At 60.6% G+C, this 26,385-nt stretch carries 25 protein-coding genes and 1 other RNA gene; 18 read left to right on the top strand and 8 right to left on the bottom strand.

Annotation, left to right across the window (positions count from 1 at the left end):
* Nucleotides 1-14 precede the first annotated feature (14 nt).
* On the bottom strand, nucleotides 15-692 hold the full coding sequence (locus tag AC1RO5_RS25530) for an alpha/beta family hydrolase (RefSeq protein ID WP_493178321.1): 678 nt from the start codon (nucleotides 690-692) through the stop codon (nucleotides 15-17).
* Between the two features lie 94 nt (nucleotides 693-786).
* Between AC1RO5_RS25530 and ccoN (AC1RO5_RS25525) the strand changes: the two genes are divergently transcribed.
* The 16 genes from ccoN (AC1RO5_RS25525) (at nucleotide 787) to AC1RO5_RS25450 (ending at nucleotide 16,655) form a co-directional block, all read left to right on the top strand.
* Nucleotides 787-2,211: a cytochrome-c oxidase, cbb3-type subunit I gene (gene ccoN / locus AC1RO5_RS25525; protein WP_007942213.1), complete on the top strand. Its 1,425-nt coding sequence runs from the start codon at nucleotides 787-789 to the stop codon at nucleotides 2,209-2,211.
* 10 nt (nucleotides 2,212-2,221) lie between these two features.
* The gene (gene ccoO / locus AC1RO5_RS25520; RefSeq protein WP_007942211.1) at nucleotides 2,222-2,830 is read left to right on the top strand and encodes a cytochrome-c oxidase, cbb3-type subunit II; all 609 of its coding nucleotides are present in this window, start codon (nucleotides 2,222-2,224) and stop codon (nucleotides 2,828-2,830) included.
* Nucleotides 2,831-2,833: 3 nt separating this feature from the next.
* Nucleotides 2,834-3,052 carry a cbb3-type cytochrome oxidase subunit 3 gene (locus AC1RO5_RS25515; RefSeq protein ID WP_493178320.1) on the top strand — a complete coding sequence of 73 codons (219 nt, stop codon included), beginning with the start codon at nucleotides 2,834-2,836 and terminating at the stop codon, nucleotides 3,050-3,052.
* On the top strand, nucleotides 3,049-4,002 hold the full coding sequence (gene ccoP / locus AC1RO5_RS25510; RefSeq protein WP_493178319.1) for a cytochrome-c oxidase, cbb3-type subunit III: 954 nt from the start codon (nucleotides 3,049-3,051) through the stop codon (nucleotides 4,000-4,002). Before AC1RO5_RS25515 ends, ccoP (AC1RO5_RS25510) begins: the two co-directional genes overlap by 4 nt.
* A 483-nt stretch (nucleotides 4,003-4,485) precedes the next feature.
* On the top strand, nucleotides 4,486-5,928 hold the full coding sequence (gene ccoN, locus AC1RO5_RS25505; protein WP_007942208.1) for a cytochrome-c oxidase, cbb3-type subunit I: 1,443 nt from the start codon (nucleotides 4,486-4,488) through the stop codon (nucleotides 5,926-5,928).
* Entirely contained in the window at nucleotides 5,928-6,536 is a 609-nt protein-coding gene (gene ccoO / locus AC1RO5_RS25500; RefSeq protein WP_018925301.1) for a cytochrome-c oxidase, cbb3-type subunit II, read from the top strand. Before ccoN (AC1RO5_RS25505) ends, ccoO (AC1RO5_RS25500) begins: the two co-directional genes overlap by 1 nt.
* A gap of 5 nt (nucleotides 6,537-6,541) precedes the next feature.
* The gene (locus tag AC1RO5_RS25495) at nucleotides 6,542-6,727 is read left to right on the top strand and encodes a CcoQ/FixQ family Cbb3-type cytochrome c oxidase assembly chaperone (protein ID WP_003175465.1); all 186 of its coding nucleotides are present in this window, start codon (nucleotides 6,542-6,544) and stop codon (nucleotides 6,725-6,727) included.
* On the top strand, nucleotides 6,724-7,707 hold the full coding sequence (gene ccoP, locus AC1RO5_RS25490) for a cytochrome-c oxidase, cbb3-type subunit III (RefSeq protein ID WP_258670150.1): 984 nt from the start codon (nucleotides 6,724-6,726) through the stop codon (nucleotides 7,705-7,707). Before AC1RO5_RS25495 ends, ccoP (AC1RO5_RS25490) begins: the two co-directional genes overlap by 4 nt.
* A gap of 447 nt (nucleotides 7,708-8,154) precedes the next feature.
* Nucleotides 8,155-9,570: a cytochrome c oxidase accessory protein CcoG gene (gene ccoG / locus AC1RO5_RS25485; RefSeq protein WP_493178318.1), complete on the top strand. Its 1,416-nt coding sequence runs from the start codon at nucleotides 8,155-8,157 to the stop codon at nucleotides 9,568-9,570.
* An 11-nt stretch (nucleotides 9,571-9,581) separates the two neighbouring features.
* Nucleotides 9,582-10,121, top strand: coding sequence for a FixH family protein (locus AC1RO5_RS25480; protein WP_493178317.1), 540 nt, complete (start codon nucleotides 9,582-9,584; stop codon nucleotides 10,119-10,121).
* A gap of 136 nt (nucleotides 10,122-10,257) precedes the next feature.
* Nucleotides 10,258-12,708: a heavy metal translocating P-type ATPase gene (locus AC1RO5_RS25475; RefSeq protein ID WP_493178316.1), complete on the top strand. Its 2,451-nt coding sequence runs from the start codon at nucleotides 10,258-10,260 to the stop codon at nucleotides 12,706-12,708.
* 22 nt (nucleotides 12,709-12,730) lie between these two features.
* Nucleotides 12,731-12,949: a cbb3-type cytochrome oxidase assembly protein CcoS gene (gene ccoS / locus AC1RO5_RS25470; RefSeq protein WP_019648288.1), complete on the top strand. Its 219-nt coding sequence runs from the start codon at nucleotides 12,731-12,733 to the stop codon at nucleotides 12,947-12,949.
* Nucleotides 12,942-13,625 (top strand): sulfite exporter TauE/SafE family protein, encoded by a 684-nt coding sequence (locus tag AC1RO5_RS25465; protein ID WP_493178315.1) that lies wholly within the window; start codon nucleotides 12,942-12,944, stop codon nucleotides 13,623-13,625. The genes ccoS and AC1RO5_RS25465 overlap by 8 nt, the downstream gene beginning before the upstream one ends.
* Nucleotides 13,626-13,817: 192 nt before the next feature.
* A complete protein-coding gene (hemN, locus tag AC1RO5_RS25460; RefSeq protein ID WP_493178313.1) occupies nucleotides 13,818-15,200 on the top strand; it encodes an oxygen-independent coproporphyrinogen III oxidase in 1,383 nt (460 codons plus the stop codon).
* A gap of 92 nt (nucleotides 15,201-15,292) precedes the next feature.
* Nucleotides 15,293-16,027: a Crp/Fnr family transcriptional regulator FnrA gene (gene fnrA, locus AC1RO5_RS25455; protein WP_007933357.1), complete on the top strand. Its 735-nt coding sequence runs from the start codon at nucleotides 15,293-15,295 to the stop codon at nucleotides 16,025-16,027.
* Between the two features lie 79 nt (nucleotides 16,028-16,106).
* Nucleotides 16,107-16,655 (top strand): adenine phosphoribosyltransferase, encoded by a 549-nt coding sequence (locus tag AC1RO5_RS25450; RefSeq protein ID WP_086945126.1) that lies wholly within the window; start codon nucleotides 16,107-16,109, stop codon nucleotides 16,653-16,655.
* 63 nt (nucleotides 16,656-16,718) lie between these two features.
* Here AC1RO5_RS25450 and AC1RO5_RS25445 read toward each other — a convergent pair whose 3' ends face one another.
* The 4 genes from AC1RO5_RS25445 to dnaX form a co-directional block, all read right to left on the bottom strand.
* Nucleotides 16,719-17,867 (bottom strand): acyl-CoA dehydrogenase family protein, encoded by a 1,149-nt coding sequence (locus AC1RO5_RS25445; RefSeq protein ID WP_493178311.1) that lies wholly within the window; start codon nucleotides 17,865-17,867, stop codon nucleotides 16,719-16,721.
* Nucleotides 17,868-18,016: 149 nt separating this feature from the next.
* A complete protein-coding gene (recR, locus tag AC1RO5_RS25440; protein ID WP_019648283.1) occupies nucleotides 18,017-18,619 on the bottom strand; it encodes a recombination mediator RecR in 603 nt (200 codons plus the stop codon).
* Between the two features lie 328 nt (nucleotides 18,620-18,947).
* Entirely contained in the window at nucleotides 18,948-19,286 is a 339-nt protein-coding gene (locus tag AC1RO5_RS25435; protein WP_007933349.1) for a YbaB/EbfC family nucleoid-associated protein, read from the bottom strand.
* A 68-nt stretch (nucleotides 19,287-19,354) separates the two neighbouring features.
* Nucleotides 19,355-21,442, bottom strand: a complete 2,088-nt coding sequence (gene dnaX, locus AC1RO5_RS25430; RefSeq protein WP_493178310.1) for a DNA polymerase III subunit gamma/tau — start codon at nucleotides 21,440-21,442, stop codon at nucleotides 19,355-19,357.
* A 145-nt stretch (nucleotides 21,443-21,587) separates the two neighbouring features.
* Between dnaX and AC1RO5_RS25425 the strand changes: the two genes are divergently transcribed.
* Nucleotides 21,588-22,331 (top strand): substrate-binding periplasmic protein, encoded by a 744-nt coding sequence (locus AC1RO5_RS25425; RefSeq protein WP_493178308.1) that lies wholly within the window; start codon nucleotides 21,588-21,590, stop codon nucleotides 22,329-22,331.
* Nucleotides 22,332-22,340: 9 nt separating this feature from the next.
* Here the strand turns inward: AC1RO5_RS25425 and AC1RO5_RS25420 are convergent, their stop codons facing one another.
* Complete coding sequence (locus AC1RO5_RS25420) at nucleotides 22,341-24,041, bottom strand: putative bifunctional diguanylate cyclase/phosphodiesterase (RefSeq protein WP_493178307.1); 1,701 nt, start codon at nucleotides 24,039-24,041, stop codon at nucleotides 22,341-22,343.
* A gap of 405 nt (nucleotides 24,042-24,446) precedes the next feature.
* Between AC1RO5_RS25420 and AC1RO5_RS25415 the strand changes: the two genes are divergently transcribed.
* The gene (locus AC1RO5_RS25415) at nucleotides 24,447-24,761 is read left to right on the top strand and encodes a helix-turn-helix domain-containing protein (RefSeq protein ID WP_007933342.1); all 315 of its coding nucleotides are present in this window, start codon (nucleotides 24,447-24,449) and stop codon (nucleotides 24,759-24,761) included.
* A 183-nt stretch (nucleotides 24,762-24,944) separates the two neighbouring features.
* Here the strand turns inward: AC1RO5_RS25415 and ffs are convergent.
* Both ffs and AC1RO5_RS25405 read right to left on the bottom strand, forming a co-directional pair.
* Nucleotides 24,945-25,041: signal recognition particle sRNA small type (ffs, locus tag AC1RO5_RS25410), an RNA gene on the bottom strand.
* A 155-nt stretch (nucleotides 25,042-25,196) separates the two neighbouring features.
* Nucleotides 25,197-26,360 (bottom strand): zinc-binding metallopeptidase family protein, encoded by a 1,164-nt coding sequence (locus AC1RO5_RS25405; RefSeq protein WP_493178306.1) that lies wholly within the window; start codon nucleotides 26,358-26,360, stop codon nucleotides 25,197-25,199.
* Between the last annotated feature and the right edge of the window lie 25 nt (nucleotides 26,361-26,385).

The following is a 26,385-nucleotide window of genomic DNA, read 5'->3' as shown; positions in this document are numbered from 1 at the left end:
CGTCACCACAAACTTCACTGAAGAAATGCAGCCACCTTCTCCGCCACATCCGCCAAATGCTGCTCATGGCTAAACCCCGAAGCTTTCAATGGCTTCAAATCATGATCCCCCGCCGCCAGCCAGAACACCTCGATACCCGGCGCCAACGTATAAGCCTCAACGGCTTCACGATTGCCCAGCGCATCCCGCTCACCCTGCACAATCAACGTCCGTGTCTTTAGCCCAGCCAAATGCTCAACCCGAGGTTTCTCCGGTTTGCCGACGGCATAAAACGGATAACCGAGACACACCAGCGCCTCCGCTTCCAGCTCATCGGCCAAAAGACTGGCCATCCGCCCGCCCATGGACTTGCCGCCAATGGCCAGAAGCCCAGTGACATGGCGTCGCACCACGGCGTACACCTCGCGCCAGCATTCCAGCAACTTCGGTGCTGGATTCGGTGGGCGCTTGCCGCCGTCCACTCGCCGTTGCGCCATGTAGGGAAACTCGAAGCGCAATACGTTGACGCCTTGATCGGCGAGGCGTGCAGCCATGTCGTTCATCCAGCCGCTGTCCATCGGCGCACCCGCGCCATGGGCGAGAATCAGCGTCGCCGAGGCTGGCGTCAGCGCGGCATTCCACAGCCATCCGTGATCCCGCACGCACTGCGCCCATTGATCCCCGTCAATACTGGCCTTGTGCTGTTTGTCCATGCTTGCCTCGCTTTTAGTCTGCCTATAACTCCAGGCGAAGGGAGCGTTGCCTTGCGCACGCGTTCTCCTTCGGCTGAACCGTGGATGGGGAACCATGAACACTTCTATCAGTACCGCCTACAACTACAAGGTGGTCCGCCAATTCGCCATTATGACGGTGGTGTGGGGCATCGTCGGCATGGGGCTCGGGGTTTTTCTCGCCGCCCAGTTGGTCTGGCCCGAACTCAACTTCAATCTGCCATGGACCAGTTTCGGCCGGTTGCGCCCGTTGCACACCAACGCGGTGATCTTCGCCTTCGGCGGCTGCGCGTTGTTCGCCAGTTCTTTTTACTCGGTACAGCGCACCTGCCAGACTCGGCTGTTCGCGCCGAAGATCGCCGCGTTCTGCTTCTGGGGCTGGCAACTGGTGATCCTGTTGGCGGCCATCAGCCTGCCGCTGGGTTACACCAGTTCCAAGGAATACGCCGAACTGGAATGGCCGATTGACATCCTGATCACCATCGTCTGGGTGGCCTACGCCATCGTGTTCTTCGGCACGATCATGCAGCGCAAGACCAAACACATCTATGTCGGTAACTGGTTCTTCGGTGGATTCATCATCACCGTGGCGATCCTGCACATCGTCAACAACCTGGAATTGCCGGTGAGTCTGACCAAGTCCTACTCGCTGTACTCCGGTGCGACCGATGCCATGGTGCAGTGGTGGTACGGCCACAACGCCGTAGGCTTTTTCCTCACCGCCGGTTTCCTCGGGATGATGTACTACTTCGTGCCGAAACAGGCCGAGCGCCCGGTGTATTCCTATCGCTTGTCGATCGTGCACTTCTGGGCACTGATCACCCTGTACATCTGGGCAGGCCCTCACCACTTGCACTACACCGCGCTGCCGGACTGGGCACAGTCGCTGGGCATGGTGATGTCGTTGATTCTGCTGGCGCCGAGCTGGGGCGGGATGATCAACGGCATGATGACCCTCTCGGGTGCCTGGCATAAGTTGCGCAGCGACCCGATCCTGCGTTTCCTCGTGGTGTCCCTGGCGTTCTACGGCATGTCGACCTTCGAGGGGCCGATGATGGCGATCAAAACGGTCAATGCCCTCTCCCACTACACCGACTGGACCATCGGCCACGTTCACGCCGGCGCGCTCGGCTGGGTAGCGATGATTTCCATCGGCGCGCTGTATCACATGATCCCGAAAGTCTTCGGCCGCGAGCAGATGCACAGCATCGGCCTGATCAACGCGCACTTCTGGCTCGCGACCATCGGCACCGTGTTGTACATCGCCTCGATGTGGGTCAACGGCATCGCCCAGGGCCTGATGTGGCGCGCGGTCAACGAGGACGGCACGCTGACCTACTCCTTCGTCGAAACCCTGGTGGCCAGCCACCCTGGCTTCATCGTGCGACTGGTGGGCGGCGCGATCTTCCTCAGCGGCATGTTGCTGATGGCTTACAACACCTGGCGCACCGTGCGGGCCTCGCAGCCTGCCGAAGCCGTCGCTGCCGCGCAGATCGCCTGAGGAGTCCGCCATGAAACACGAAACAATCGAGAAAAACGTCGGCCTGCTGATGTTGCTGATGGTGTTCGCCGTGAGCATCGGCGGCCTGACCCAGATCGTCCCGCTGTTCTTCCAGGACGTGACCAACAAACCGGTGGAAGGCATGAAGCCCTACACCGCATTGCAACTGGAAGGTCGTGACATTTACATCCGCGAAGGCTGCGTCGGTTGCCACTCGCAGATGATCCGTCCGTTCCGCGCTGAAACCGAGCGTTATGGCCACTACTCGGTGGCTGGGGAAAGCGTTTGGGATCACCCGTTCCTCTGGGGCTCCAAGCGCACCGGGCCGGACCTGGCGCGAGTCGGCGGGCGCTACTCCGAAGACTGGCACCGCGCGCACTTGTACAACCCGCGCAACGTGGTGCCGGAATCGAAGATGCCGGCGTATCCATGGCTGGTGGCCAACCCGCTCGACAGCAGTCACACCGAAACCAAGATCCGCGCCATGCGCACCCTCGGTGTTCCGTACACCGACGAAGACATTGCAGGCTCAGTCGCTTCGCTCAAGGGCAAGACCGAAATGGACGCGCTGGTCGCCTACCTTCAAGTGCTCGGCACTGCCATCAAGAGCAAGAGGTGAGTCATGGCCATGATCTTTGGAATAAGTAGCGAAATGAGCAGCGGAATGATCCGCGGCCTGGGCACGGTCGTGGTGTTCGTGGCCTTCGTCGGCCTGACGCTGTGGGTGTTCAACAGCAAGCGCAACTCGCAATTCGCCGAAGCGCGCCTGCTGCCGTTTGCCGACGAGCCGCAACAAGACACTACCCAAGAATCTGCAACAACAAGGAGTACCCGGCCATGACCACCTTCTGGAGTACGTGGATCTGCGTACTGACCATCGGCAGCCTGATCGGCCTGACCTGGCTGCTGATCGGCACCCGCCGGGGCGAAACCAAGGGCAGCGTCGACCAGACCATGGGCCACAGCTTCGACGGCATCGAGGAGTACGACAACCCGCTGCCGCAGTGGTGGTTCATGCTGTTCGCCGGCACGCTGGTGTTCTCGGTCGGCTACCTGATCCTTTATCCGGGCCTGGGCAACTGGAAAGGCATCCTGCCCGGTTATGAAAACGGCTGGACCGGCGTGCACGAATGGGAAAAGGAGATGAGCAAGGCGGACGCCAAATTCGGGCCGATCTTCGCCAAATTCGCAGCAATGCCGGTGGAAGAAGTAGCGAAAGACCCGCAAGCGCTGAAAATGGGCGGCCGCCTGTTTGCCTCCAACTGCTCGGTGTGCCACGGCTCGGATGCCAAGGGCGCATTCGGCTTCCCCAACCTGGCTGACAGCGATTGGCGCTGGGGCGGGAGCGCCGAGACGATCAAAACCACGATCATGGGCGGTCGCATGGCCGCGATGCCGGCGTGGGGTGAAATCCTCGGGGACGCGGGGGTGAAAAACGTCGCGGCGTACGTGCGTCACGAACTGGCCGGCCTGCCGCTGCCGGCCGACAGTGGTGCCGACGTGCAAGCCGGACAGCAACTGTTCAGCACCACTTGCGTAGCCTGTCATGGGGCAAACGGCCAGGGCACTGAAGCCATGGGCGCGCCGAATCTGACGCACCCGGCCGGTTTTATCTACGGTACTAGCCTGGCGCAACTGCAACAGACTATTCGCCATGGCCGCCAGGGCCATATGCCGGCGCAAAACGAACTGCTGGGCAACGACAAGGTGCAATTGCTGGCCGCTTATGTGTACAGCTTGTCCCACGGAGTCAGCACCGAGCGTTTGCAGGCACAAGGCAAAAGCGAATAATTTTTGACCGCTCTGCTGCCGCATTCTGCGGAATGCGGCAGTTCCCTGCCTCTTTGCGACCCATTGTCGCACCCTCCCGATCCCCTTCCTTTCGGTTCATCAGATTCGGGTCTAAGCTTGCTCGGTGCGGACTGGCATGAGTCGGTTCCAGGTCGATTTTTACCCGATGTGCTCGACGATTCTGTTCGATGAAAGGCCGCAAAGGCTGGTAGATACCGGCTGTCGCGCAAATTGCCGTCTGTCCCTTGATCATTGCGTTTGAACACACGCAGTTACAACTGACCTGAGCCCCTCGCCTTTTTCATCCGCTGCGACATTTTGTCAGAGGGCAATTTTGTCCTTACACGGCGCATGGAAAGGCCGCAGAATCAGCTTTTGAAAGCATTGACCCAGGTCATGGCGCGTTGCAATGACCCCCTGCTTTCTCCATACTTGCGGCCGATTTTTAATCCTAATAAAACACCCAAACCGTGGAACCTTAGAATGAGCACAGCAATCAGTCCGACTGCTTATAACTATAAGGTAGTCCGCCAGTTCGCCATCATGACGGTGGTCTGGGGGATCCTTGGCATGGGGCTTGGTGTCTTCATCGCCTCACAGCTCGTATGGCCGGAATTGAACTTCGGTCTGCCGTGGACGACTTTTGGACGCTTACGCCCGTTGCACACCAACCTGGTGATTTTCGCCTTCGGTGGTTGTGCTCTGTTTGCCACTTCTTATTACGTCGTGCAGCGAACCTGCCAAACGCGACTGATCTCCGACAGCCTCGCGGCCTTCACCTTCTGGGGTTGGCAAGCGGTGATCGTCGGTGCGATCGTGACCTTGCCGATGGGTTTCACCACCACCAAGGAATACGCGGAACTGGAATGGCCCCTGGCTATTCTGCTGGCCATCGTCTGGGTCACCTACGGCCTGGTGTTCTTCGGCACCATCGTCAAGCGCAAGACCAAGCACATCTATGTCGGTAACTGGTTCTACGGTGCCTTCATCGTCGTGACCGCGATGCTGCACATCGTCAACCACATGTCGCTGCCGGTCAGCCTGTTCAAGTCCTACTCGGCCTACGCGGGTGCGACCGACGCAATGATCCAGTGGTGGTACGGCCACAACGCCGTGGGCTTCTTCCTGACCACCGGTTTCCTGGGGATGATGTACTACTTCGTGCCGAAACAGGCCGAGCGTCCGATCTACTCCTATCGTTTGTCGATCGTGCACTTCTGGGCGCTGATCACCCTGTACATCTGGGCCGGTCCGCACCACCTGCACTACACCGCACTGCCGGACTGGGCACAGTCGCTGGGCATGGCGATGTCGATCATCCTGCTGGCTCCGAGCTGGGGCGGCATGATCAACGGCATGATGACCCTGTCGGGCGCCTGGCATAAGCTGCGCACCGACCCGATCCTGCGTTTCCTGGTCGTGTCGCTGGCGTTCTACGGCATGTCGACCTTCGAAGGCCCGATGATGGCCATCAAGACCGTCAACTCGCTCTCGCACTACACCGACTGGACCATCGGCCACGTACACGCCGGCGCCTTGGGCTGGGTAGCGATGATCTCGATCGGCGCCATCTACCACATGATCCCGAAACTGTTCGGCCGTGCGCAAATGCACAGCACCGGCCTGATCAACGCGCACTTCTGGCTCGCGACCATCGGTACCGTGCTGTACATCGCGTCGATGTGGGTCAACGGCATCACCCAGGGCCTGATGTGGCGTGCAATCAACGACGACGGCACCCTCACCTACTCGTTCGTGGAAGCGCTGCAAGCCAGCCACCCTGGTTTCATCGTTCGTGCCCTGGGCGGCGCGTTCTTTGCCAGCGGCATGCTGTTGATGGCCTACAACGTGTTCCGTACCGTTCGTGCCTCGGACCCGGCTGAAGCTGAAGCCGCCGCCAAGATTGCTGTAGTTGGAGCTCACTGATGAAGCATGAAGCAGTCGAGAAGAATATTGGCCTGCTGGCCTTCTTCATGGTTATCGCCGTCAGCATCGGCGGCCTGACCCAGATCGTTCCGCTGTTTTTCCAGGACGTTACCAACAAGCCGGTCGAGGGCATGAAGCCTCGTACCGCCCTTGAACTGGAAGGCCGCGACATCTACATCGCCAACGGTTGTGTCGGCTGCCACTCGCAGATGATCCGCCCGTTCCGTGCTGAAACCGAACGCTACGGCCACTACTCGGTCGCCGGTGAAAGCGTCTGGGACCACCCGTTCCTGTGGGGTTCCAAGCGTACCGGTCCGGACCTGGCCCGTGTCGGCGGTCGTTACTCCGATGACTGGCAGCGTGCGCACTTGTACAACCCGCGCAACGTGGTGCCTGAGTCGAAAATGCCGGCTTACCCGTTCCTCGTGGAAAACAAGCTCGACGGCAAAGACACCGCCAAGAAAATGGAAGTCTTGCGCACGCTCGGCGTCCCTTACACCGACGAAGACATCGCCGGCGCCAAGGATGCTGTGAAGGGCAAAACCGAAATGGACGCGCTGGTGGCCTATCTGCAAGGCCTGGGCACCATCATCAAAAGCAAACGGTGATTTAGATGGATATCGGGATGATTCGTGGCCTGGGCACCGTTGTTGTGATGGTGGCCTTCATCGGTCTGGCGTTGTGGGTATTCAGCCCCAAGCGCAAGTCGGAGTTTGAAGACGCGACCTTGCTGCCTTTCGCGGATGATCCCGAAGCCATCAAGCACGTCGAGCAAGCTTCTAGGAGTAACAAAGAATGACTACGTTCTGGAGTCTGTACGTCACAGTCCTCAGTCTCGGCACCATCTTCGCCCTGACCTGGCTGCTGCTGTCCACCCGCAAGGGCCAGCGCGCCGAGCAGACCGACGAGACGGTCGGCCACTCCTTCGACGGGATCGAGGAGTACGACAACCCACTGCCGAAATGGTGGTTCATGCTGTTCGTGGGCACCATCATCTTCGCCCTGGGCTACCTGGTCCTGTACCCAGGCCTGGGTAACTGGAAAGGCCTGCTGCCGGGTTACAGCTACCTCGATAACGACAAGCAGACCGCGTTCGCCAACGGCCAGACCGGCTGGACCGGCGTCCACGAGTGGGAAAAGGAAATGGCCAGGTCGGACGCCAAGTTCGGCCCGATCTTCGCCAAGTTCGCTTCCATGCCAATCGAAGAAGTCGCCAAGGACCCGCAAGCCCTGAAGATGGGTGGCCGCCTGTTCGCCTCCAACTGCTCGGTCTGCCACGGTTCCGACGCCAAGGGCGCTTATGGCTTCCCTAACCTGACCGACGCCGACTGGCGCTGGGGCGGTGAAGCGGCAACCATCAAGACCACCATCATGGGCGGCCGTCATGCCGTGATGCCGGCCTGGGCCGAAGTGATCGGCGAACAAGGCGTCAGCGACGTTGCCGCTTACGTGCTGACCAGCCTCGATGGCCGCAAACTGCCGGAAGGCGCCAAGGCTGATCCGGTTGCCGGCCAGAAACTGTTCGCTGCCAACTGCGTGGCTTGCCACGGTCCGGAAGGCAAAGGCACCCCGGCCATGGGCGCCCCTAACCTGACTCACCCGGCGGCGTTCATCTACGGTTCGAGCTTCGCTCAACTGCAGCAGACCATCCGTTACGGCCGTCAGGGCCAGATGCCTGCGCAAGAACAGCTGCAAGGCAACGACAAGGTTCACCTGTTGGCCGCTTACGTCTACAGCCTGTCGCACGGTGAAAAAGCGCCGGTGGCAGACGCCCAGTAAGGCAAATGCTTGAAGCAAAAAACGGCCCCGCCAATGAGAATTGGCGGGGCCGTTTTGTTTGGATTGCGCTGTGCACTCGACGTGTAGGAGCTGCCGAAGGCTGCGATCTTTTGATCTTTGCTTTCTAACCTTCAGAAATACCGCTCGGATGAATTGAATGAAGATCAAAAGATCGCAGCCTTCGGCAGCTCCTACATGGGGATCAACCGGAAAGTGGCTGTCGTAGACGAAAGCCGGATTGAACACTCCTGCCCGAAAACTCGTCCATAATTCACAAGTCAATTGATTCAAGTCATTACACTGTCAGTTGATTTCCACCAACGTGACCAAAGGTCGCACCCTTGAGTTAGAGCTACAGGCGTATCATTGCGCCACTGCAACACCTCTTTTTGACCGCGGTCGGCACGTACTGACCGAGGCATTTTTCCACTGCCGTGGGATGCAATGATGAGCAATCAGATTCCGGTACACGACGTCACTCCACCTGCCAAGAACGCAAACAACAGCGTCGACCTCTACGCCTCTCGAGAAAAGATCTACACCCGCGCCTTCACCGGTCTGTTCCGCAATCTGCGGATGACGGGCGGTGCCGCGTTGTTTCTGCTGTATTTCGGTACGGTGTGGCTGAGCTGGGGCGGTCATCAGGCCGTCTGGTGGAACCTGCCGGAGCGTAAGTTCTTCATTTTTGGCGCGACCTTCTGGCCTCAGGATTTCATCCTGCTCTCGGGCATTCTGATCATCAGCGCCTTCGGCCTGTTCTTCATTACTGTGTATGCCGGTCGGGTCTGGTGCGGCTACACCTGCCCGCAAAGCGTCTGGACCTGGATCTTCATGTGGTGCGAAAAGGTCACCGAAGGCGACCGCAACCAGCGCATCAAGCTCGACAAGGCGCCGATGAGCGCCAACAAATTCCTGCGCAAATTCAGCAAGCACATGATGTGGCTGCTGATCGGTTTCGTAACCGGCATGACCTTCGTTGGCTACTTCTCGCCGATACGCGAACTGGTGATCGATTTCTTCGCCGGTGAAGCCGATGGCTGGTCGTATTTCTGGGTCGGTTTCTTCACCCTCGCCACCTACGGCAACGCCGGCTGGTTACGCGAACAGGTGTGCATTTACATGTGCCCGTACGCACGCTTCCAGAGCGTGATGTTCGACAAGGACACGCTGATCGTCTCCTACGACCCGCGCCGTGGCGAAGGCCGTGGCCCGCGCAAGAAAGGTATCGACTACAAGGCTCAGGGCCTGGGCGATTGCATCGACTGCACCATGTGCGTCCAGGTCTGCCCCACCGGCATCGACATCCGCGACGGCCTGCAAATCGAATGCATCAGCTGCGCGGCGTGCATCGACGCCTGCGACAGCATCATGGACAAGATGGATTACCCGCGCGGCCTGATCAGCTACACCACCGAGCACAACCTGTCGGGGCAAAAAACCCATAAACTGCGCCCGCGCCTGATCGGCTATGCCCTGGTGTTGCTGACCATGATCGCGTTGCTGGTGACCGCGTTTTTCATGCGCTCGCTGGTCGGTTTCGATGTCAGCAAAGACCGCGTGCTGTACCGTGAGAACGCCGAAGGCCGGATCGAAAACGTCTACAGCCTGAAGATCATGAACAAGGATCAGCGCGACCACACCTACGTGCTGGAAGCCACCGGTCTGCCGGACCTCAAGCTGCAAGGCAAGCGCGAGATCAAAGTCGCCGCCGGGGAAATTTTCAGCCAGCCGGTCGAGTTGTCCAGCTCACCGGAGCAACTGCCGTCAAGCACCAACGAGGTGAAATTCATCCTCAAGGATGCCGATGACGCCAGCGTCCACGTTGAAGCCAAGAGCCGATTCATCGGCCCACAAATTCGTTGAGAGAAGTGATCATGCCCGCAGCAACTGCCGCAAGTCCCTGGTACAAGCACCTTTGGCCGTGGATCATCATCGCCATCCTGGCCTGCTCGGTGACCTTGACCCTGTCGATGGTGACCATCGCGGTGAACAACCCGGACAACCTGGTCAACGACAACTATTACGAGGCCGGCAAAGGCATCAACCGCTCCCTGGACCGTGAACTGCTGGCCCAGACCCTGCAACTGCGTGCCAGCGTGCACCTGGATGAGGTGACCGGCGAAGTTGACTTGCGCCTGAGCGGTAACAGCAAGCCTGCAACCCTTGAACTGAACCTGATTTCGCCGACCCAGCCAGAGAAGGATCGCAAGATCACCCTGGCCCGCAGCGAAACCGAACAGGGCCGCTACATCGGCCAGTTGAGCGACAAGGTCGAAGGCCGGCGTTTCGTTGAATTGTTGGGTGTGCAGGATGACAAGATCTGGCGCATGTTCGAAGAAGAACAGGTCAGCCATGCCAAGGATCTGCTGCTCGGTGACGAGCCGTTGCAAGGCGCCGAAGACCTGAAGAAGTAAGCCAGACCTCTGATCGTTCCCATGCTCTGCGGGGGAACGCAGCCAGGGACGCTCCGCGTCCCAGCCGAAGCGGACGCGGAGCGTCCGGGGAGGCATTCCCACGCAGAGCGCGGGAACGATCATCGGACAACGCCTCATGACTACCCCAACCCCCTGCTACCACTGCGCCCTGCCCGTCCCGGCCGGCAGTCGCTTTACCGCCGCCGTCCTCGGGGATACCCGCGAGTTCTGCTGCCCGGGTTGCCAGGCGGTGGCCGAGGCCATCGTGGCCGGTGGGCTGGAAAGTTATTACCAGCATCGCAGCGAAGCCTCGGCCAACCCCGACGCCTTGCCGGTGCAGTTGGTGGACGAGTTGGCGTTGTATGATCGCGCCGACGTGCAGCAACCCTTTGTCCGCCACGAAGGCGAACTCGCCGAAACCACTCTGTTGATGGAAGGCATCAGTTGCGCCGCCTGCGGCTGGCTGATCGAAAAGCATCTTCGCAGCCTGCCGGCGGTGGCCGAAGCACGTCTGAACCTGTCCAACCATCGCCTGCACGTGCGCTGGGCCGACGCGCAATTGCCGTTGAGCCAGGTGCTCAGCGAATTGCGCCACATCGGTTACGCCGCTCACCCTTATCAGGCCGACCGCGCCAGCGAACAACTGGCCAGCGAAAACCGTCTGGCCCTGCGCCAACTCGGCGTTGCCGGGTTGCTGTGGTTCCAGGCGATGATGGCGACCATGGCCACCTGGCCGGAATTCAACATCGACCTCAGCCCCGAGTTGCACACCATCCTGCGCTGGGTCGCGTTGTTTCTCACTACGCCGATCGTGTTCTACAGCTGCGCGCCGTTCTTCAAAGGGGCGATGCGCGATCTGCGCACCCGGCACCTGACCATGGACGTCTCGGTGTCGCTGGCAATCGGTAGTGCCTATATCGCCGGGATCTGGACCTCAATCACCGGGGTCGGCGAGCTGTATTTCGATGCAGTAGGGATGTTTGCGCTGTTCCTGCTAGCCGGACGTTATCTGGAACGCCGCGCCCGGGAACGCACCGCCGCCGCGACCGCACAACTGGTTAATCTGTTGCCCGCCTCCTGCCTGCGGCTGAGCGCTGACGGCCAGAGCGAGCGGATCCTGCTCAGTGAGTTGCGCGTGGGCGATCAGGTACTGGTGCACCCCGGCGCGATCCTGCCGGCCGACGGCAAGATCCTCGATGGTCAGTCGAGCATCGACGAATCCCTGCTCACCGGCGAATACCTGCCACAACCACGGACCCTGGGCGACGCTGTCACCGCCGGCACCTTGAACGTCGAAGGTGCATTGACCGTGGAGGTCCTGGCGCTGGGTCAGGACACACGCCTGTCGGCCATCGTCCGTCTGCTGGATCGCGCCCAGGCTGAGAAGCCGCGGCTGGCGGAAATCGCCGACCGCGCCGCGCAGTGGTTTTTACTGCTGACGCTTATCGCAGTGGCCGCCATCGGCCTGCTCTGGTGGGAGCTGGATTCATCGCGAGCGTTCTGGATTGTCCTGGCGATGCTGGTTGCCACATGCCCGTGCGCATTGTCCCTGGCCACGCCGACCGCCCTCACCGCCGCCACCGGCACGCTGCACAAACTCGGTTTGCTGCTGACGCGCGGCCATGTGCTGGAAGGCCTGAACCAGATCGACACGGTGATTTTCGACAAGACTGGCACCCTCACCGAAGGTCGTCTGGCCTTGCGTTCGATCCGGCCGCTTGGGGCACTGGCGAGCGATCAATGCCTGAGCCTCGCCGCCGCCCTGGAAAACCGCTCCGAACACCCGATCGCCCGGGCTTTTGGCCGCGCGCCGCTGGCTGCCGAAGAAGTCCACAGCACGCCAGGCCTGGGCCTTGAAGGCTTGGTCGGCGCGCAACGCCTGCGCATTGGCCAAGCGGGTTTTGTCTGCGAGCTCAGCGGTGCTCAAGTGCCGATGATGCCCGATGAACCCGGCCAATGGCTGCTGCTCGGCGACAGCCAGGGACCACTGGCGTGGTTTGTCCTCGATGACCGTTTGCGCGCCGACGCCCCCGCCCTGCTGGCGGCATGCAAGGCTCGCGGCTGGCGCACCTTGCTGCTGTCCGGCGACAGCTCGCCGATGGTCGCCAGCGTCGCCGCCGAACTGGGCATCGACGAGGCCCGTGGCGGTTTGCGTCCGGACGATAAATTGCAGGTGCTGCAACAACTGCACCTGGAAGGTCGCAAGGTGTTGATGCTCGGTGACGGGGTCAACGACGTGCCGGTGCTGGCCGCCGCCGACATCAGCGTCGCGATGGGCTCGGCCACCGATCTGGCAAAAACCAGTGCCGACGCGGTGTTGCTGTCGAACCGCCTCGACGCGCTGGTGCAAGCCTTCAGCCTGGCCCGTCGCACCCGTCGGGTCATCATCGAGAACTTGCTGTGGGCAGCGCTGTACAATGGCCTCATGTTGCCATTCGCCGCCCTCGGCTGGATCACTCCGGTATGGGCCGCGGTCGGCATGTCTATCAGTTCGTTGACCGTGGTGTTGAATGCTTTGCGCCTGACTCGCTTGCCGAGCGCGCCAGCCACCAGCGCCACGCCAGAAACCCGTCCGCTGCCGGCTTGAGCCGCGCGGGCATGGAGTCCAGATGCCAGCTCTCTACGTGATGATCCCGGCCGCGCTGCTGATCGTGGCCATCGCTATCTACATCTTCTTCTGGGCGGTCGACAGCGGTCAGTACGACGACCTCGACGGCCCGGCCCATAGCATCCTGTTCGATGACCAGGACCCGAAGCACACGGCAGCGGTCGACGAGGCCAGCGGCCATCCGGTCAAACCGGACGACAAGGCGCCGCCCCATGCTTGAGTTGGCGCCACTGCTGGTCTCTGCGCTGATCCTCGGCCTGCTCGGTGGCGGCCATTGCCTGGGCATGTGCGGCGGCTTGATGGGCGCGTTGACCCTGGCGATCCCCAAGGAACAACGCAGCAGACGCTTCCGATTGTTGCTGGCCTACAACCTGGGGCGGATTCTCAGCTACGCCGCGGCCGGCCTGCTGATCGGCCTGGCCGGTTGGGCCGTGGCCAATAGCCCGGCGGCGATGTTCATGCGCATCCTCGCCGGATTGCTGCTGATCGCCATGGGGCTGTACCTGGCCGGTTGGTGGAGCGGCTTGACCCGCATCGAAAGCCTCGGTCGCGGCCTGTGGCGGCATATCCAGCCGATTGCCAACACACTATTGCCCGTATCGAACCTGCCCCGCGCCTTGCTGCTCGGCGCACTGTGGGGCTGGCTGCCGTGCGGGCTGGTTTACAGCACATTGCTGTGGTCGGCGAGTCAGGGTAATGCGCTGGACAGTGCGTTGTTGATGCTGGCTTTCGGACTGGGCACCTGGCCGGTGCTGCTCGCCACAGGCCTGGCCGCCGAACGGGTCACGGCGTTATTGCGCAAACGCAGCGTGCGTATGGCCGGTGGTTTGCTGGTGATGGTGTTCGGCATCTGGACCTTGCCGGGGCCGCATCAGCATTGGTTGATGGGGCATTAGATTGGTGGTGTGGCCTTCGCGGGCAAGCCTCGCTCCTACAGGACATCCGCAACCCCTTGTAGGAGCGAGGCTTGCCCGCGAAGAGGCCCTCACTGACAACACAAATCCCGACCGTTGATGCAAATCAAGATGCCGCAACGCCGCCCCCCCTAGACTCGCCGACACTGCCAGCCTATCCGGGGGAATGCCCGCATGCTCGACGCCATTCGTTGGGACACAGATCTGATCCGCCGTTACGACCTGGCGGGGCCACGCTACACCTCGTATCCGACGGCCGTGCAATTCGACAGCCAGGTCGGCACCTTCGACCTGTTTCATGCCTTGCGCGACAGCCGCAAGGCGCTGCGGCCGTTATCCCTGTATGTGCATGTGCCGTTCTGCGCGAACATTTGCTACTACTGCGCCTGCAACAAAGTCATCACCAAGGACCGCGGCCGTGCCCTGCCCTATTTGCAGCGCCTGGAACAGGAAATCCAGCTGATCGCCTGCCACCTCGACCCCACGCAAAAAGTCGAGCAACTGCATTTTGGCGGCGGCACACCGACCTTTCTCAGCCACGATGAACTGCGTCAGCTGATGGCCCGGCTGCGCAAGCATTTCAATCTGCTGGACGACGATTCCGGCGACTACGGCATCGAGATCGACCCGCGCGAGGCCGACTGGTCGACCATGGGCCTGCTCCGGGAACTGGGCTTCAACCGGGTCAGCATCGGCCTGCAAGACCTCGACCCGGCGGTACAGCGGGCGGTCAATCGCCTGCAAAGCCTGGAAGAAACCCGCGCGGTGATCGACGCCGCCCGGACCCTGCAATTTCGCTCGATCAACATCGATCTGATCTACGGCCTGCCGAAGCAGACGCCCGAGAACTTCGCCCGCACCGTCGACGAAGTCATCAGCCTGCAACCGGACCGGCTCTCGGTGTTCAACTACGCCCATCTGCCAGAGCGCTTCATGCCGCAACGGCGGATCAACAGCAACGATCTACCGGCGCCGGCGCAGAAACTGGAAATGCTCCAGCGCACCATCGAACAACTGACGGCCGCCGGTTACCGCTACATCGGCATGGACCATTTCGCCCTGCCCGATGATGAACTGGCGATTGCCCAGGAAGAGTCGACCCTGCAACGCAACTTCCAGGGCTACACCACCCACGGTCATTGCGACCTGATCGGTCTGGGGGTGTCGGCCATCAGCCAGATCGGCGACCTGTACTGCCAGAACAGCAGCGACCTGAACCAGTATCAGAACGCTTTGGCGTCCGCACAACTGGCAACCAACCGCGGCCTGCTGTGCAACGCCGACGATCGCTTGCGCAGGGCGGTGATTCAGCAACTGATTTGCCATTTCAACCTCGAGTTCGCGGACATCGAGCAGGCCTTCAACATCGATTTTCGTGGTTACTTCGGCGAGCTGTGGCCACAGCTGCAGGACATGGCCAAGGACGGATTGATTGAGCTGGACAATGAAAGAATCACCGTGCTGCCCGCCGGGCGATTGCTGGTGCGTTCGGTGTGCATGGTGTTCGATGCATATCTGGGACACAGCAATCGCCAGCGTTTTTCACGTGTGATTTAGGGGATGAGGGTAAATTGTCGCAGGCTGGCCCGAATGTCCTTCCGTGGGGTACCCTTACAGCTTATGTGTGCTTTCCCACAAGGATTAAAGAAATGTCCGAGCCAGTAAAACTGCGCGCTCACAACCAGGCCCATTGCAAGGATTGCAGCCTGGCCCCTCTCTGCCTGCCACTTTCTCTGAATCTGGAAGACATGGATGCGCTGGACGAAATCGTCAAACGCGGGCGCCCGCTGAAAAAAGGCGAGTTCCTGTTTCGCCAGGGCGACACGTTCGATTCCGTTTATGCAGTACGCTCCGGCGCCCTGAAGACCTTCAGCCTGAGCGATAGCGGCGAAGAACAACTCACCGGTTTCCATTTGCCGAGTGAACTGGTCGGCCTGTCGGGCATGGACACCGAAAAGCACCCGGTCTCGGCGCAAGCCCTGGAAACCACTTCGGTGTGCGAGATCCCGTTCGAGCGCCTCGATGAACTGGCCCTGCAACTGCCACAACTGCGCCGTCAGTTGATGCGCGTGATGAGCCGCGAGATTCGTGACGATCAGCAAATGATGTTGCTGCTGTCGAAGAAGACCGCCGACGAGCGCATTGCCACCTTCCTGGTCAACCTGTCGGCCCGTTTCCGCGCCCGGGGGTTCTCGGCCAACCAGTTCCGGTTGAGCATGTCGCGCAACGAAATCGGCAATTACCTGGGCCTGGCGGTGGAAACCGTGTCCCGGGTCTTCACCCGCTTCCAGCAAAACGAACTGATCGCCGCCGAGGGCAAGGAAGTTCACATCCTCGACCCGATCCAGCTCTGCGCCCTGGCCGGTGGCTCGATCGAAGGCTGATCCTCGCGACGGCGGCTGAGCGAAACGGTTCAGCCGCCGTTATACTGCGACGTTTGCAGCCCGCCAGGACACTTCGACGATGGTCATCGACTCCTTCGACATCAAATCCCTGATCCGCCCCGTGATCGACTTCCCCAAGCCGGGCGTGATCTTTCGCGACATCACTCCGCTCTTCCAGTCGCCCACAGCCCTGCGCCTGGTGATGGACAGCTTCGCCCATCGCTACGTCGAGGCCGACTTCACCCACATCGGCGCCATGGACGCGCGCGGTTTCCTGATCGGTTCGATATTGGCGTATCAGCTGAACAAGCCATTGGTGCTGTTCCGCAAGCAGGGCAAATTGCCCGCCGACGTGCTGGCCGAAGGTTACGCGACCGAGTACGGCGAAGCCTTTCTCGAAGTCCACGCCGACAGCCTGTGCGAGGGTGATTCGGTGGTGCTGTTCGATGACTTGATTGCCACCGGCGGCACGCTGATTGCGGCGGCCAACCTGGTTCGGCGCATGGGCGCGCGGGTGCATGAAGCGGCGGCGATCATTGACTTGCCGGAGCTGGGTGGTTCGCAACGGCTGGAAGACATGGGGATTGCGACTTTCTGTCTGACGCAGTTTGCGTTGAGCGATAAGTAAGCGGCGTCCGTAAGGCCGCCATCGCGGGCCTGCCCGCGATGGCGTCAGTTGCCGCACCGCCAACTACAGCCCCATCTGCTTGCTGATAATCTCGTTCATCACTTCCCGCGTCCCGCCGCCAATCGACAGAATCCGGTTATCGCGGTACAGCCGCTCCACCAGACTTTCGCGCATGTAACCCAAACCACCCAGAATCTGCACCGCGTCGGTGGTAATGCGATCCGCCGTGTCTGTAGCAAAATTCTTCGCCATGGAAATCTCTTTGATCACACTCTGCCCGGCCGCCATTTTTGCCGCCTGACGGTAGGTGAATTCCCGAGACACCTCCAATGCCGTGGCCATTTCCGCGAGGCGGTGCTTGAGCACCTGGAACTTGCCGATGGGTTTGCCGAAAGCTTCACGCTGACCAGCCCATTTCAGGCTCTCCTCCAGTGCCAACTGTGCGGTCATGTTGGCCATCAGCGCCAGAGCCAGACGCTCGCTCTGGAAATTGCCCATGATGCAGGCAAAGCCCCCGTTTTCGGCACCGATCAAATGGCTGGCCGGTACCCGGCAATCATCGAAAAACAGCTCGGCGGTGTCCGACGCCCACCAACCCATTTTCTTCAACTGACGACCGACGGTGAAACCCGGCGTGCCCTTCTCGATCAGCAGCAAACTGATGCCGCCAAAACCCGGCTCGCCAGTGCGCACCGCGACGGTGTAGAAATCCGCGCGAACGCCGCTGGTAATGAAGGTTTTGCTACCGCTGACCCGGTAAAAGTCGCCATCACGCACGGCGCGGGTTTGCAGGTTGGCGACGTCGGAGCCGCCGCTGGGCTCGGTGACGGCCAGGGCGCTGATCTTCTCGCCCGCCAGCACCTGAGGCACTACGCGATCGCGGACTTCGGGCCTGGCCCACTTGAGGATCGGCGGCAGGCCGATGTCCAGCGAGCCCAGCCCCGCGACCAGACCACCGGAACCGCAGCGCATCAGTTCTTCACTGGCGGCGATCTTGGCGAACACATCCCCTTCGTGGCTACCGCCCAAGGCTTCGGGATAGCCGATGCCCAGAATCCCCGCCGCGCCGGCCTTGAGGTAGAGCTCACGGGGGAAACTTTCAGCTTCTTCCCACTGATCGATGTCCGGAAGAATCTCGCGCTCGACGAAACGTCTGACGCTGTCGCGGACCAATTGGTGGCTGGGGTCGAAGTATTCCTGGAAGGCAGGCATCGGCGAACTCCACTGAAGGTTCAGCGAAGTTAACCGAGCGCTTGCTTGGTATTCAAGTAAGGATTGAAGATCAAAAGATCGCAGCCTGCGGCAGCTCCTACGCGCCTGTGGGCGCCGCCGAAGGCTGCGATCTTTTGATTTTGATGCGATTACAACGAAATCGGCTTACGCCCGGCAAACGAATGCGCCAATGTCCCGCCATCCACCAGTTCCAGCTCGCCACCCAACGGCACGCCATGGGCAATGCGCGAGGCAACCAGGCCTTTGTTGCTGAGCAGTTGGGCGATGTAATGCGCCGTGGCCTCGCCTTCCACCGTCGGGTTGGTGGCGAGGATGACTTCGGTAAACGTGCCCGCCTCTTCGATCCGCGCCATCAGTTGTGGAATGCCGATGGCTTCCGGCCCCAATCCGTCCAGAGGCGACAAGTGGCCCTTGAGCACAAAGTAGCGACCGCGGAAACCGGTCTGCTCCACGGCGTAAACGTCCATTGGACCCTCCACCACACACAGCAAGGTGTCGTCGCGGCGTGGATCGGCGCATTGCGGGCACAGATCGTCTTCGGTCAGCGTGCGGCACAAACGGCAGTGGCCCACCCCTTCCATGGCCTGGCTCAGCGCCTGGGCCAGTCGCGAACCGCCGCTGCGATCGCGCTCAAGCAGTTGCAACGCCATGCGCTGGGCAGTTTTCTGACCCACACCCGGCAAAATTCGCAGGGCATCGATCAGTTGGCGAATCAAAGGGCTGAAGCTCATGGGGAAAAAGTCCGACATAACAACGAGACGCGGTTTATACCCGCGCCTCTGTTTAGCGTCAAATAGCAGCGTCTCCTTGATCGATGAATCCGGCCATATAGGGAGCAGACCTTTGTGGGGGTGGCGCGTTCGATGTTTCTACCTTTCATTGTGGCGAGGGAGCTTGCTCCCGTTCGACTGCGCAGCAGTCGCAAAGCTTTTGGGGCCGCTTCGCGACCCAGCGGGAGCAAGCTCCCTCGCCACAGGGATTAGCAAAAACCAGACAGAAACAAAAATGCCAGGCGCGATGCCTGGCATTTTTTTAACCCATCCGACGCGCGTTGGCGAATCAGAATGGCAGTTTCATACCCGGTGGCAGTTGCATGCCAGCGGTCATACTGCCCATTTTGTCCTGGCTGTTGGCTTCGATCTTGCGCACGGCATCGTTGACGGCGGCGGCGAATACAGCCTCCAGCATCTCCTTGTCGTCTTCGCTCAGGCCTTCGACCAGGCTTGGGTCGATGGTCACGCGCTTGACGTCGTGACGACCGGTCATTACCACGGTGACCATATCGCCACCGGCCTTACCGGTGACTTCGGCGTTGGCCAGCTCTTCCTGCATCTTGGCCATTTTTTCCTGCATCTGCTGCGCCTGCTTCATCAGGCCGGCCATGCCACCTTTCATCATGGGAATCACCTCAAAAAGTACTTGGATAAAAACAGCGCTCGGCGAGTGCAGCCAGGCGCCTTCAGTTATTAGCCCTGACTGACCAGGGCCTCGACAGGTTCAATAGTATCGTGACGGACCACCGCCCCGAACTGCTGCATCATTTGCTGGATGAACGGATCGCCATGGATCGACTCCTCGGCCTCGCGCTGACGGTCGGCACGACGCCGGGACGCTGCCTGGGCCGGGGTTTCCTGCTCGGGCTTGATCAGCTCGATGCTCAGGGTCAGCGTGCGCCCGTGGTGCTGGTTCAGCGCATCGTTGAGACGACGTTGTTGCGTCGCGTTGAACAGGGCGCTGTGGGCCGGGTCCAGGTGCAACAGCCAACTGTCGCCATCGACGGCGATCAGCGTGCAGTTGGCGGCGATGCTGCCGGTCATGCCGGACACCGGCAATTTCGGGAACAACTCCAGCCATTGCAGGGCCAGGCCGGTGGCCGGCATCGCGGCCGGTTCAGGCTCAGGCTCCGCCGCAGGTCCGGCGGTGTGCTCACTGGCCAGATCGTCGAGGTAGCTGTAGGCCGAATCCATGTCCGGCTCGATGTAGTCCTCGTCCAGCGGCGGCTCGTCGTCCAGATCCATGCCAGGCGTGGCAGCATCGACTTGGGCCACAGAGGGTTCCGGGATCGGCGCAGCAGCCCATTCCGGAGCGTCCGGCACCACGCTGTCGGGCGTCGGCATGGGCATCGGCGGTAATTCGGGTTGTTCACCGGCCGTCTCCAGCACCGGCTCGACAGCAGGCTGCTGGACAACCTCGGGCTCTACCGGATCGTTCCAGGGCAGATCGACGACTTCTTCGACCGCCACGGGCTCGACCACTGGCTCGGGTTCAGGCACGACCACCGGCGCGACGGGCTCAGGCGCAACGGCCGGGACAGGCGCGGGTGCAACCACGGGCGCCACCGGAGCCGGTGCCACGGCCGCAGCAGCTACCGGCGCAACAATCGGCGCGGCAGCCACTGAGTTTGCGGAATCAACTGTGGCCTGGCTGATCCCCACTGGCTTTAGCGGTTGCCTCGGAGCGTCCTCGGTGTCTGCCGGTCGGAATGCGAGCATTCGCAGCAGGACCATTTCGAAGCCGCCGCGCGGATCCGGCGCCAGCGGCAAATCCCGGCGACCGATCAGGCCCATCTGGTAATAGAACTGCACATCTTCAGCCGGCAGTGCCTGGGCCAGTGCCAATACGCGATCACGGTCGCCATGGCCATTGTCGACACCTTCAGGCAGGGCCTGGGCGATGGCGACACGGTGCAACACGTTGAGAATTTCCGAGAGCACGCCGTTCCAGTCCGGGCCTTGCTCGGCCAGATGGCGCACGGCTTCGAGCAACGCCTTGGCGTCGCCTTCGATCAGCGCATGCAGGACGTCATAGACCTGGCCGTGATCGAGGGTGCCGAGCATCGCCCGCACGTCGGCGGCCAGAACCTTGCCTTCACCGAAGGCGATGGCCTGGTCGGTCAGGCTCATGGCGTCACGCATCGAACCGTCGGCGGCGCGGCCCAGCAGCCACAGCGCGTCGTCTTCGAACGGCACGTTCTCGACGCTCAGCACATGGCTCAGATGCTCGACCACCCGCTCAGGGGTCATGTTCTTCAGGGAGAACTGCAGGCACCGCGAAAGAATCGTTGCCGGAAGTTTCTGCGGATCGGTGGTGGCCAGGATGAACTTGACGTAGGGCGGCGGCTCTTCGAGGGTTTTCAACAGCGCATTGAAGGAATGGCTGGAGAGCATGTGCACTTCGTCGATCAGGTAGACCTTGAAGCGCCCGCGGCTCGGCGCGTACTGCACGTTGTCGAGCAGTTCGCGGGTGTCTTCGACCTTGGTCCGGCTCGCGGCGTCGATCTCGATCAGGTCGACGAAGCGGCCTTCATCGATTTCGCGGCACACCGAGCACTCGCCACAGGGCGTCGAAGTGATACCTGTTTCACAGTTAAGGCATTTGGCGATGATCCGCGCGATGGTGGTCTTGCCAACCCCGCGGGTACCGGTAAACAGGTAGGCGTGGTGCAGCCGCTGGCTGTCCAAGGCATTGATCAGAGCCTTGAGCACATGGGTCTGGCCGACCATTTCGCGGAACGAGCGCGGACGCCATTTACGTGCAAGAACCTGATAACTCATCGAAAACCGTCGCAGCGAAGGAAGCAGAAGCGGCTAATGCTAGCGGAGCAAGGCCAAAATTGCATCCGGTGCGCTCGTCTATTCTGGCTAAGCTGCACTTTGAGGAGCTTTTATCGGCTCAGGCTTGAGCCATATCGGAGCGTTTATGCGTTTTGCCTTGGGGGCACTGCTATTAGTCAGCCTGAGTGGCGCTGCCGCCGAAGCGCCGTTGCGCTTTGTCGTGCCGGACAGCTGGGCCATGCCCATGGTGCAGATCGAGCACGGCCGGCCGACCCAGGGCATTCTGCACGACATCATGCTCAGTCTCGCGACTCAGGTCGGCGCGCCGGCGCAATTTCATGTCTTGCCGCGGCCGCGAGTACAGAACGCCATGGAACACGGCGAAGCCGATGTGCGCTGTTTTGTCTCACAAGACTGGTTGCCGACACCGTCCGGCGACTATATCTGGAGTGTTCCGCTGCTGGTTCAGCGCGACATGCTGATTGGCCGGCAAGGCCCACCCGACTCTGTCAATCCAGCGGACCTGCCACAACAGTCGATCGGCACCGTGCTCGGCTACAGCTACCCGACCCTGCAACCGCTGTTCGATGCCGACCGGCTGCACCGCGAGGACGCACGCAATCAGGAGCAGGTGCTGGAAAAGCTGCTGGCCGGACGCTATCGCTATGCGGTGAGCAACCAATGGACCCTGGACTGGTTCAACCAGCGCCTGCTGCCCGACCGGCAACTGAAAAGTGTAGCGCTGGTGCAGGAAGAGCCTGTCAGTTGTTACGTGCGCAATGACCCCAAAGTGCCTGTACAACGCATTCTGCGCACGTTGCAGCAAATGAAAATGTCGGGGGAGATCAATGACATCATCCGGCTCTATACCGGTAACCCGGCCCCGTAGCAGAGCGAGTCAGGCTATTCGATCGAGTGCCTGCCATTGCGACGGGGCGACAAACCCCGCCACCCAGGCCGGCACCTCGGCGGGCGGCATCGGGCGAGCGATGAAATAGCCTTGAGCGACTTCGCACCCCAGCCGCAACAACAGCTCACCGTGCTCAAGGCTTTCCAGCCCCTCGGCAATCACTTGCCGACCGAATGCCCGGGCCAGGCCAATCACCGCCGTGGTCAGGGCCAGGTCATCCCGATCAATCAGAATGTCGCGCACAAATGACTTGTCGATCTTGATGGTCTGGGTGCGTAAACGCTTGAGATAACTCAGGGACGAATAACCGGTGCCGAAATCCCCCAGGGAAAACTGCACCCCCAACGCCTGACAGGCCTGCAAACAGGCGCTGACGTGCTGGATATTCTCGATCGCCACCGACTCGACGATTTCCAGGTCGAGCATCCGCGGGGCAACCTGAGCATGCCGAGCGAGCACCTGTCTGAGCCGGTCGACGAAATCCGCTCGCTGAAAATGTCGCGCCGCGATATTGATACTGACCGGCCAGCCCTGCCCCGCTTGCTGCCAGCGGTGCAACTGCGCCAGCACCTGATCCATCACCCATTCGCCGATATCGATGATCAGGTCGGTATCCTCTACCAGCGGCAAAAACTCCCGGGGCGGCACCATGCCGTCTTGTGGGTGCTGCCAACGCAGCAAGGCCTCGAAACCGACGACCTCACCACGACGCATGTTCACCTTGGGTTGAAAATGCAGGCGCAATTCACCGGCGACCAGCGCCTGACGCACCCGCTCGACAGTCTGGTGCGTGGCCTTGACCTCTTGATCCCTGAACACATCGAACAGATGAAAGCGGTTTCGCCCGCGCTGCTTGGCCACGTACATCGCCTGGTCGGCGTGGCGCAGCAGGGTTTCGGCATCTTCGTTGTCATGGGGAAACAGGGTGACGCCGATACTGGCAAACACATTGATGTCCTTGCCGTGCAGCGTGTAAGGCGCCGAGATCGCTCCCAGCACGCGGTTCAGCGCCGCGCGTAATTCCGGCAGATCACGCACGTAACGCAACACCAGCACGAACTCGTCACCGGCCAGTCGCGCCACCACATCTTCGCCGCGCACAATGTCGCGCAGACGCTTGGCCACTTCCACCAGCAACATATCGCCACTGGCGTGACCGTAGCCGTCGTTGACCGCTTTGAACCCGTCGAGGTCAAGCATGCACACCGCCAGCGGAATGTTTTCATGCCGGGAGAATTCCAGCGCCTGATCCAGCAAATCCGACAGAAACGCGCGATTGGGCAGCCCGGTCAGCACGTCATGCCCGACCCGCCATTGCAGGGATTGCAGCAATTGGCGTTTTTCGCTGATGTCGAAACGAATCGACAGGTACCGGTCAACGAGCCCGGTGGTGTCGTCAAGCACCGGCACCATGGTGCTGTCGACCCAATACAACCTGCCATCCTTGGCGCGATTACAGATCTCGCCCTTCCAGACATTACCCAGGGCAATGGTGCGCCACATGGCAGCGAAGAAATCGGCGGAATGCAGGCCGGAGTTCAGCAGGCGATGGTTTTGCCCCAGCAACTCCTCGCGGCTGTAGCCGGACACGGCGCAAAATTGATCGTTGACGTAAGTAATCCGGCCGTTCAGATCAGTCTCGGAAAAAATTGCGGCGGCATCCACGGCCCTGCGGTATTTCTCATCCATGAGTGAGGCTCACTGTCGCTAGCGGAGGTACCGCTCGACCAGCGCAGGATGCCCGGAAGAGATGTTTTGAGACGTACAGCGCAGAGACACGTTATCACTCCATGAACAGCATTTGATGGCCCCCGGACCGCCGAAGATCAACTATCGGGCAAGGTAGTAACACCGACTCTGGTAACATTTCGCGAGGGTTTCAGACCGCCAACGGCTACTCTGCACACCCGGCAAGGGAAGACAATGCTGGCTGTTTCATATCGCCTAAACTTCAGACAGCAGATCACCAAATACCCCTCCGAAGCGGCGATTCTACGAAATGCATCACATTTTGCAAAGCAAGGTGATGGATCATGCAGTTGCCTAATGCAAAAATCTATCGTTAAGTTCTTGATTCTAAATGGGAATTGAGCGATGCAAATTTCAAGTTTGGGTCCAGCCATCCGACGCTACCGCAAGGTCGCGGGGCTTACTCAGGCTGAACTCGGCGAAAAAACCGGTTTTGACCCCAAAACCATCAGCCGCTTCGAAACTGGCACCTATACCCCCAGCGTGGAAGCATTGTTCCTGCTTGCCGACGTGCTGGGCGTGAAGCTGAAAGCCTTTTTCGCAGATCTAGGCGACGAAGATGAACAGCGAGCGTACCTGTTCAGCGTCATACACAAAGCCACCCCGAAGGATCTGGGAAAGCTGATCGCAGCGGTTGACCAGGCCTTGTCCAAGCCTTAATGCTAATAAACAAAAAAAGAGGCCGACCTGTCGAATGCGACAGATCGGCCTCCTTTTTATATCCCGCTGTTTCATTCGGAAACGACGAAAAACCGCCCTGGATGAGCTCCATGGCAGGGAAAGCAAAACAGTATTTTTAGATAGAAAACACGAAAGAGGGTTCGTGTTGCGTTATGGAGGCAACCCCACCAGCCACACCCCGGCACACAATGTTCCCGCTGTGGCTGCTTCCTTCCGGATCTGACCAGGTTCACGGGTAATCGTTGCGGGGGGACCGATGGGGTCACCATAACGACGCTCACCTGACGGCGAGCCGCGCCATTGTACCTATCTGAGACGAAGTTACAACCGTTCGGACGGATTAAAAAATATGAGCCGCTTCAAGGACATGCGCCGGCCTTCAAAAGATCGCGACCAGGCCGCGATCCTTTGATCCTATTGCACCAACACCTCATCCGCCCGGCCGCCCTCTTGCTGGATCACCAGGTGAATGAAGTGCAGCCTGGCGATCACCGCTGGCGGCAAGACGAACGGATAGAAATCCGGCTGGCCCATGCTGCGTGACAGTTCGTTGAGCATGCCGGCCAGCTCGATCCACGCATTGACGAACGACAGGAACGCCGGACCGCCGGGGTGTTGCGGGTCGAACAGCGTGCTGGGCGGAAACGGCTGATAGTCGAAATCCATTTCCCGCGCACTCATGCCAAAACCCAGGGCGGTGTCCACCGCATCCATCATGTGCAGGTAATGCGCCCAGGTTTCCGCCCAGTCTTCCCAAGGGTGCATGGTGGCGTAGGCGCTGACGTAATGCTGCTGCCAGTCGAGCGGCGCACCTTGTTGATAATGCTGTTCAAGAGCCTCGGCGTAGCTGGCACGCTCGTCGCCGAACAGGCTGCGGAACGGTTCCAGCCAGGCACTGTTGGCGATCAGCCGGTCCCAGTAATAATGCCCCGTCTCGTGCCGAAAGTGACCAAGCAGCGTGCGATAGGGCTCGTGCATCTGCACGCGAACCTGCTCGCGGTGGGCGTCGTCGGCTTCTTTGATATCGAGGGTGATCAGACCATTGGCGTGCCCGGTGGTCGGCGGCTTGCCTTCGAGGTCGATACCGATGAAATCGAAGGCCAGACCAGTCTCTTCGTCTACCGTTTTGGGAATGACCTGCAAGCCCAGGCTGAGCAACTGCGCCACCAGACGACGCTTGGCGGTTTCCACTTTGCCCCAGCGCTCGTGGTTCTCGGGAATCGACAGGTCGGGGATGGTGCGATTCAGGCTACAGGCGATGCACAACCCATCGTGATGATTGGCCAGCAATAACCAGTTGCACGCAGCCGGGGAATCGAGATTGGCGCAACGGCGGAAAATACCGGCGTCAGGGTCGGCGTCGAGCAACCAGGTATCCGCTTGCGGGCCGGGTTGCAGCGACGACAAGCGACTTTGCTGCGGCTGATAGCCCAGCGCCGCCGAACAGGCCAGGCACTGGCTGTTGCGAAAGAACAGCGACTGCCCGCAGCGACAATGCCAGACCTTGCTGTTGCGCGAATGCTCACCCATAAAGGGCGCGGCGATGCGCGAGCTGAGCTGTTCGAAGAAGCGGTACATGGCGATCTCTCTCTGGGGACTGCCA

The organism is Pseudomonas sp. GW822-FHT02G04 (assembly GCF_058802085.1).
Note: the sequence above shows the minus strand (reverse complement) of the source record. Positions and strands in the feature narration are given on the sequence as shown.

Bases quoted from the DNA above. Each gene is read 5' to 3' on its own strand.
- fnrA (WP_007933357.1), top strand. From the start codon at position 15,293: ATGTCCGAGCCAGTAAAACTGCGCGCTCACAACCAGGCCCATTGCAAG.
- AC1RO5_RS25445 (WP_493178311.1), bottom strand. From the start codon at position 17,867: ATGCCTGCCTTCCAGGAATACTTCGACCCCAGCCACCAATTGGTCCGC.
- AC1RO5_RS25515 (WP_493178320.1), top strand. From the start codon at position 2,834: ATGGCCATGATCTTTGGAATAAGTAGCGAAATGAGCAGCGGAATGATC.
- ccoN (WP_007942213.1), top strand. From the start codon at position 787: ATGAACACTTCTATCAGTACCGCCTACAACTACAAGGTGGTCCGCCAA.
- AC1RO5_RS25450 (WP_086945126.1), top strand. From the start codon at position 16,107: ATGGTCATCGACTCCTTCGACATCAAATCCCTGATCCGCCCCGTGATC.
- AC1RO5_RS25435 (WP_007933349.1), bottom strand. From the start codon at position 19,286: ATGATGAAAGGTGGCATGGCCGGCCTGATGAAGCAGGCGCAGCAGATG.
- hemN (WP_493178313.1), top strand. From the start codon at position 13,818: ATGCTCGACGCCATTCGTTGGGACACAGATCTGATCCGCCGTTACGAC.
- AC1RO5_RS25495 (WP_003175465.1), top strand. From the start codon at position 6,542: ATGGATATCGGGATGATTCGTGGCCTGGGCACCGTTGTTGTGATGGTG.
- AC1RO5_RS25405 (WP_493178306.1), bottom strand. From the start codon at position 26,360: ATGTACCGCTTCTTCGAACAGCTCAGCTCGCGCATCGCCGCGCCCTTT.
- ccoN (WP_007942208.1), top strand. From the start codon at position 4,486: ATGAGCACAGCAATCAGTCCGACTGCTTATAACTATAAGGTAGTCCGC.
- ccoO (WP_007942211.1), top strand. From the start codon at position 2,222: ATGAAACACGAAACAATCGAGAAAAACGTCGGCCTGCTGATGTTGCTG.
- AC1RO5_RS25465 (WP_493178315.1), top strand. From the start codon at position 12,942: ATGCTTGAGTTGGCGCCACTGCTGGTCTCTGCGCTGATCCTCGGCCTG.
- AC1RO5_RS25425 (WP_493178308.1), top strand. From the start codon at position 21,588: ATGCGTTTTGCCTTGGGGGCACTGCTATTAGTCAGCCTGAGTGGCGCT.
- ccoP (WP_258670150.1), top strand. From the start codon at position 6,724: ATGACTACGTTCTGGAGTCTGTACGTCACAGTCCTCAGTCTCGGCACC.
- AC1RO5_RS25475 (WP_493178316.1), top strand. From the start codon at position 10,258: ATGACTACCCCAACCCCCTGCTACCACTGCGCCCTGCCCGTCCCGGCC.
- ccoG (WP_493178318.1), top strand. From the start codon at position 8,155: ATGAGCAATCAGATTCCGGTACACGACGTCACTCCACCTGCCAAGAAC.
- ccoP (WP_493178319.1), top strand. From the start codon at position 3,049: ATGACCACCTTCTGGAGTACGTGGATCTGCGTACTGACCATCGGCAGC.
- AC1RO5_RS25480 (WP_493178317.1), top strand. From the start codon at position 9,582: ATGCCCGCAGCAACTGCCGCAAGTCCCTGGTACAAGCACCTTTGGCCG.
- ccoO (WP_018925301.1), top strand. From the start codon at position 5,928: ATGAAGCATGAAGCAGTCGAGAAGAATATTGGCCTGCTGGCCTTCTTC.
- AC1RO5_RS25415 (WP_007933342.1), top strand. From the start codon at position 24,447: ATGCAAATTTCAAGTTTGGGTCCAGCCATCCGACGCTACCGCAAGGTC.
- ccoS (WP_019648288.1), top strand. From the start codon at position 12,731: ATGCCAGCTCTCTACGTGATGATCCCGGCCGCGCTGCTGATCGTGGCC.
- dnaX (WP_493178310.1), bottom strand. From the start codon at position 21,442: ATGAGTTATCAGGTTCTTGCACGTAAATGGCGTCCGCGCTCGTTCCGC.
- recR (WP_019648283.1), bottom strand. From the start codon at position 18,619: ATGAGCTTCAGCCCTTTGATTCGCCAACTGATCGATGCCCTGCGAATT.
- AC1RO5_RS25420 (WP_493178307.1), bottom strand. From the start codon at position 24,041: ATGGATGAGAAATACCGCAGGGCCGTGGATGCCGCCGCAATTTTTTCC.
- AC1RO5_RS25530 (WP_493178321.1), bottom strand. From the start codon at position 692: ATGGACAAACAGCACAAGGCCAGTATTGACGGGGATCAATGGGCGCAG.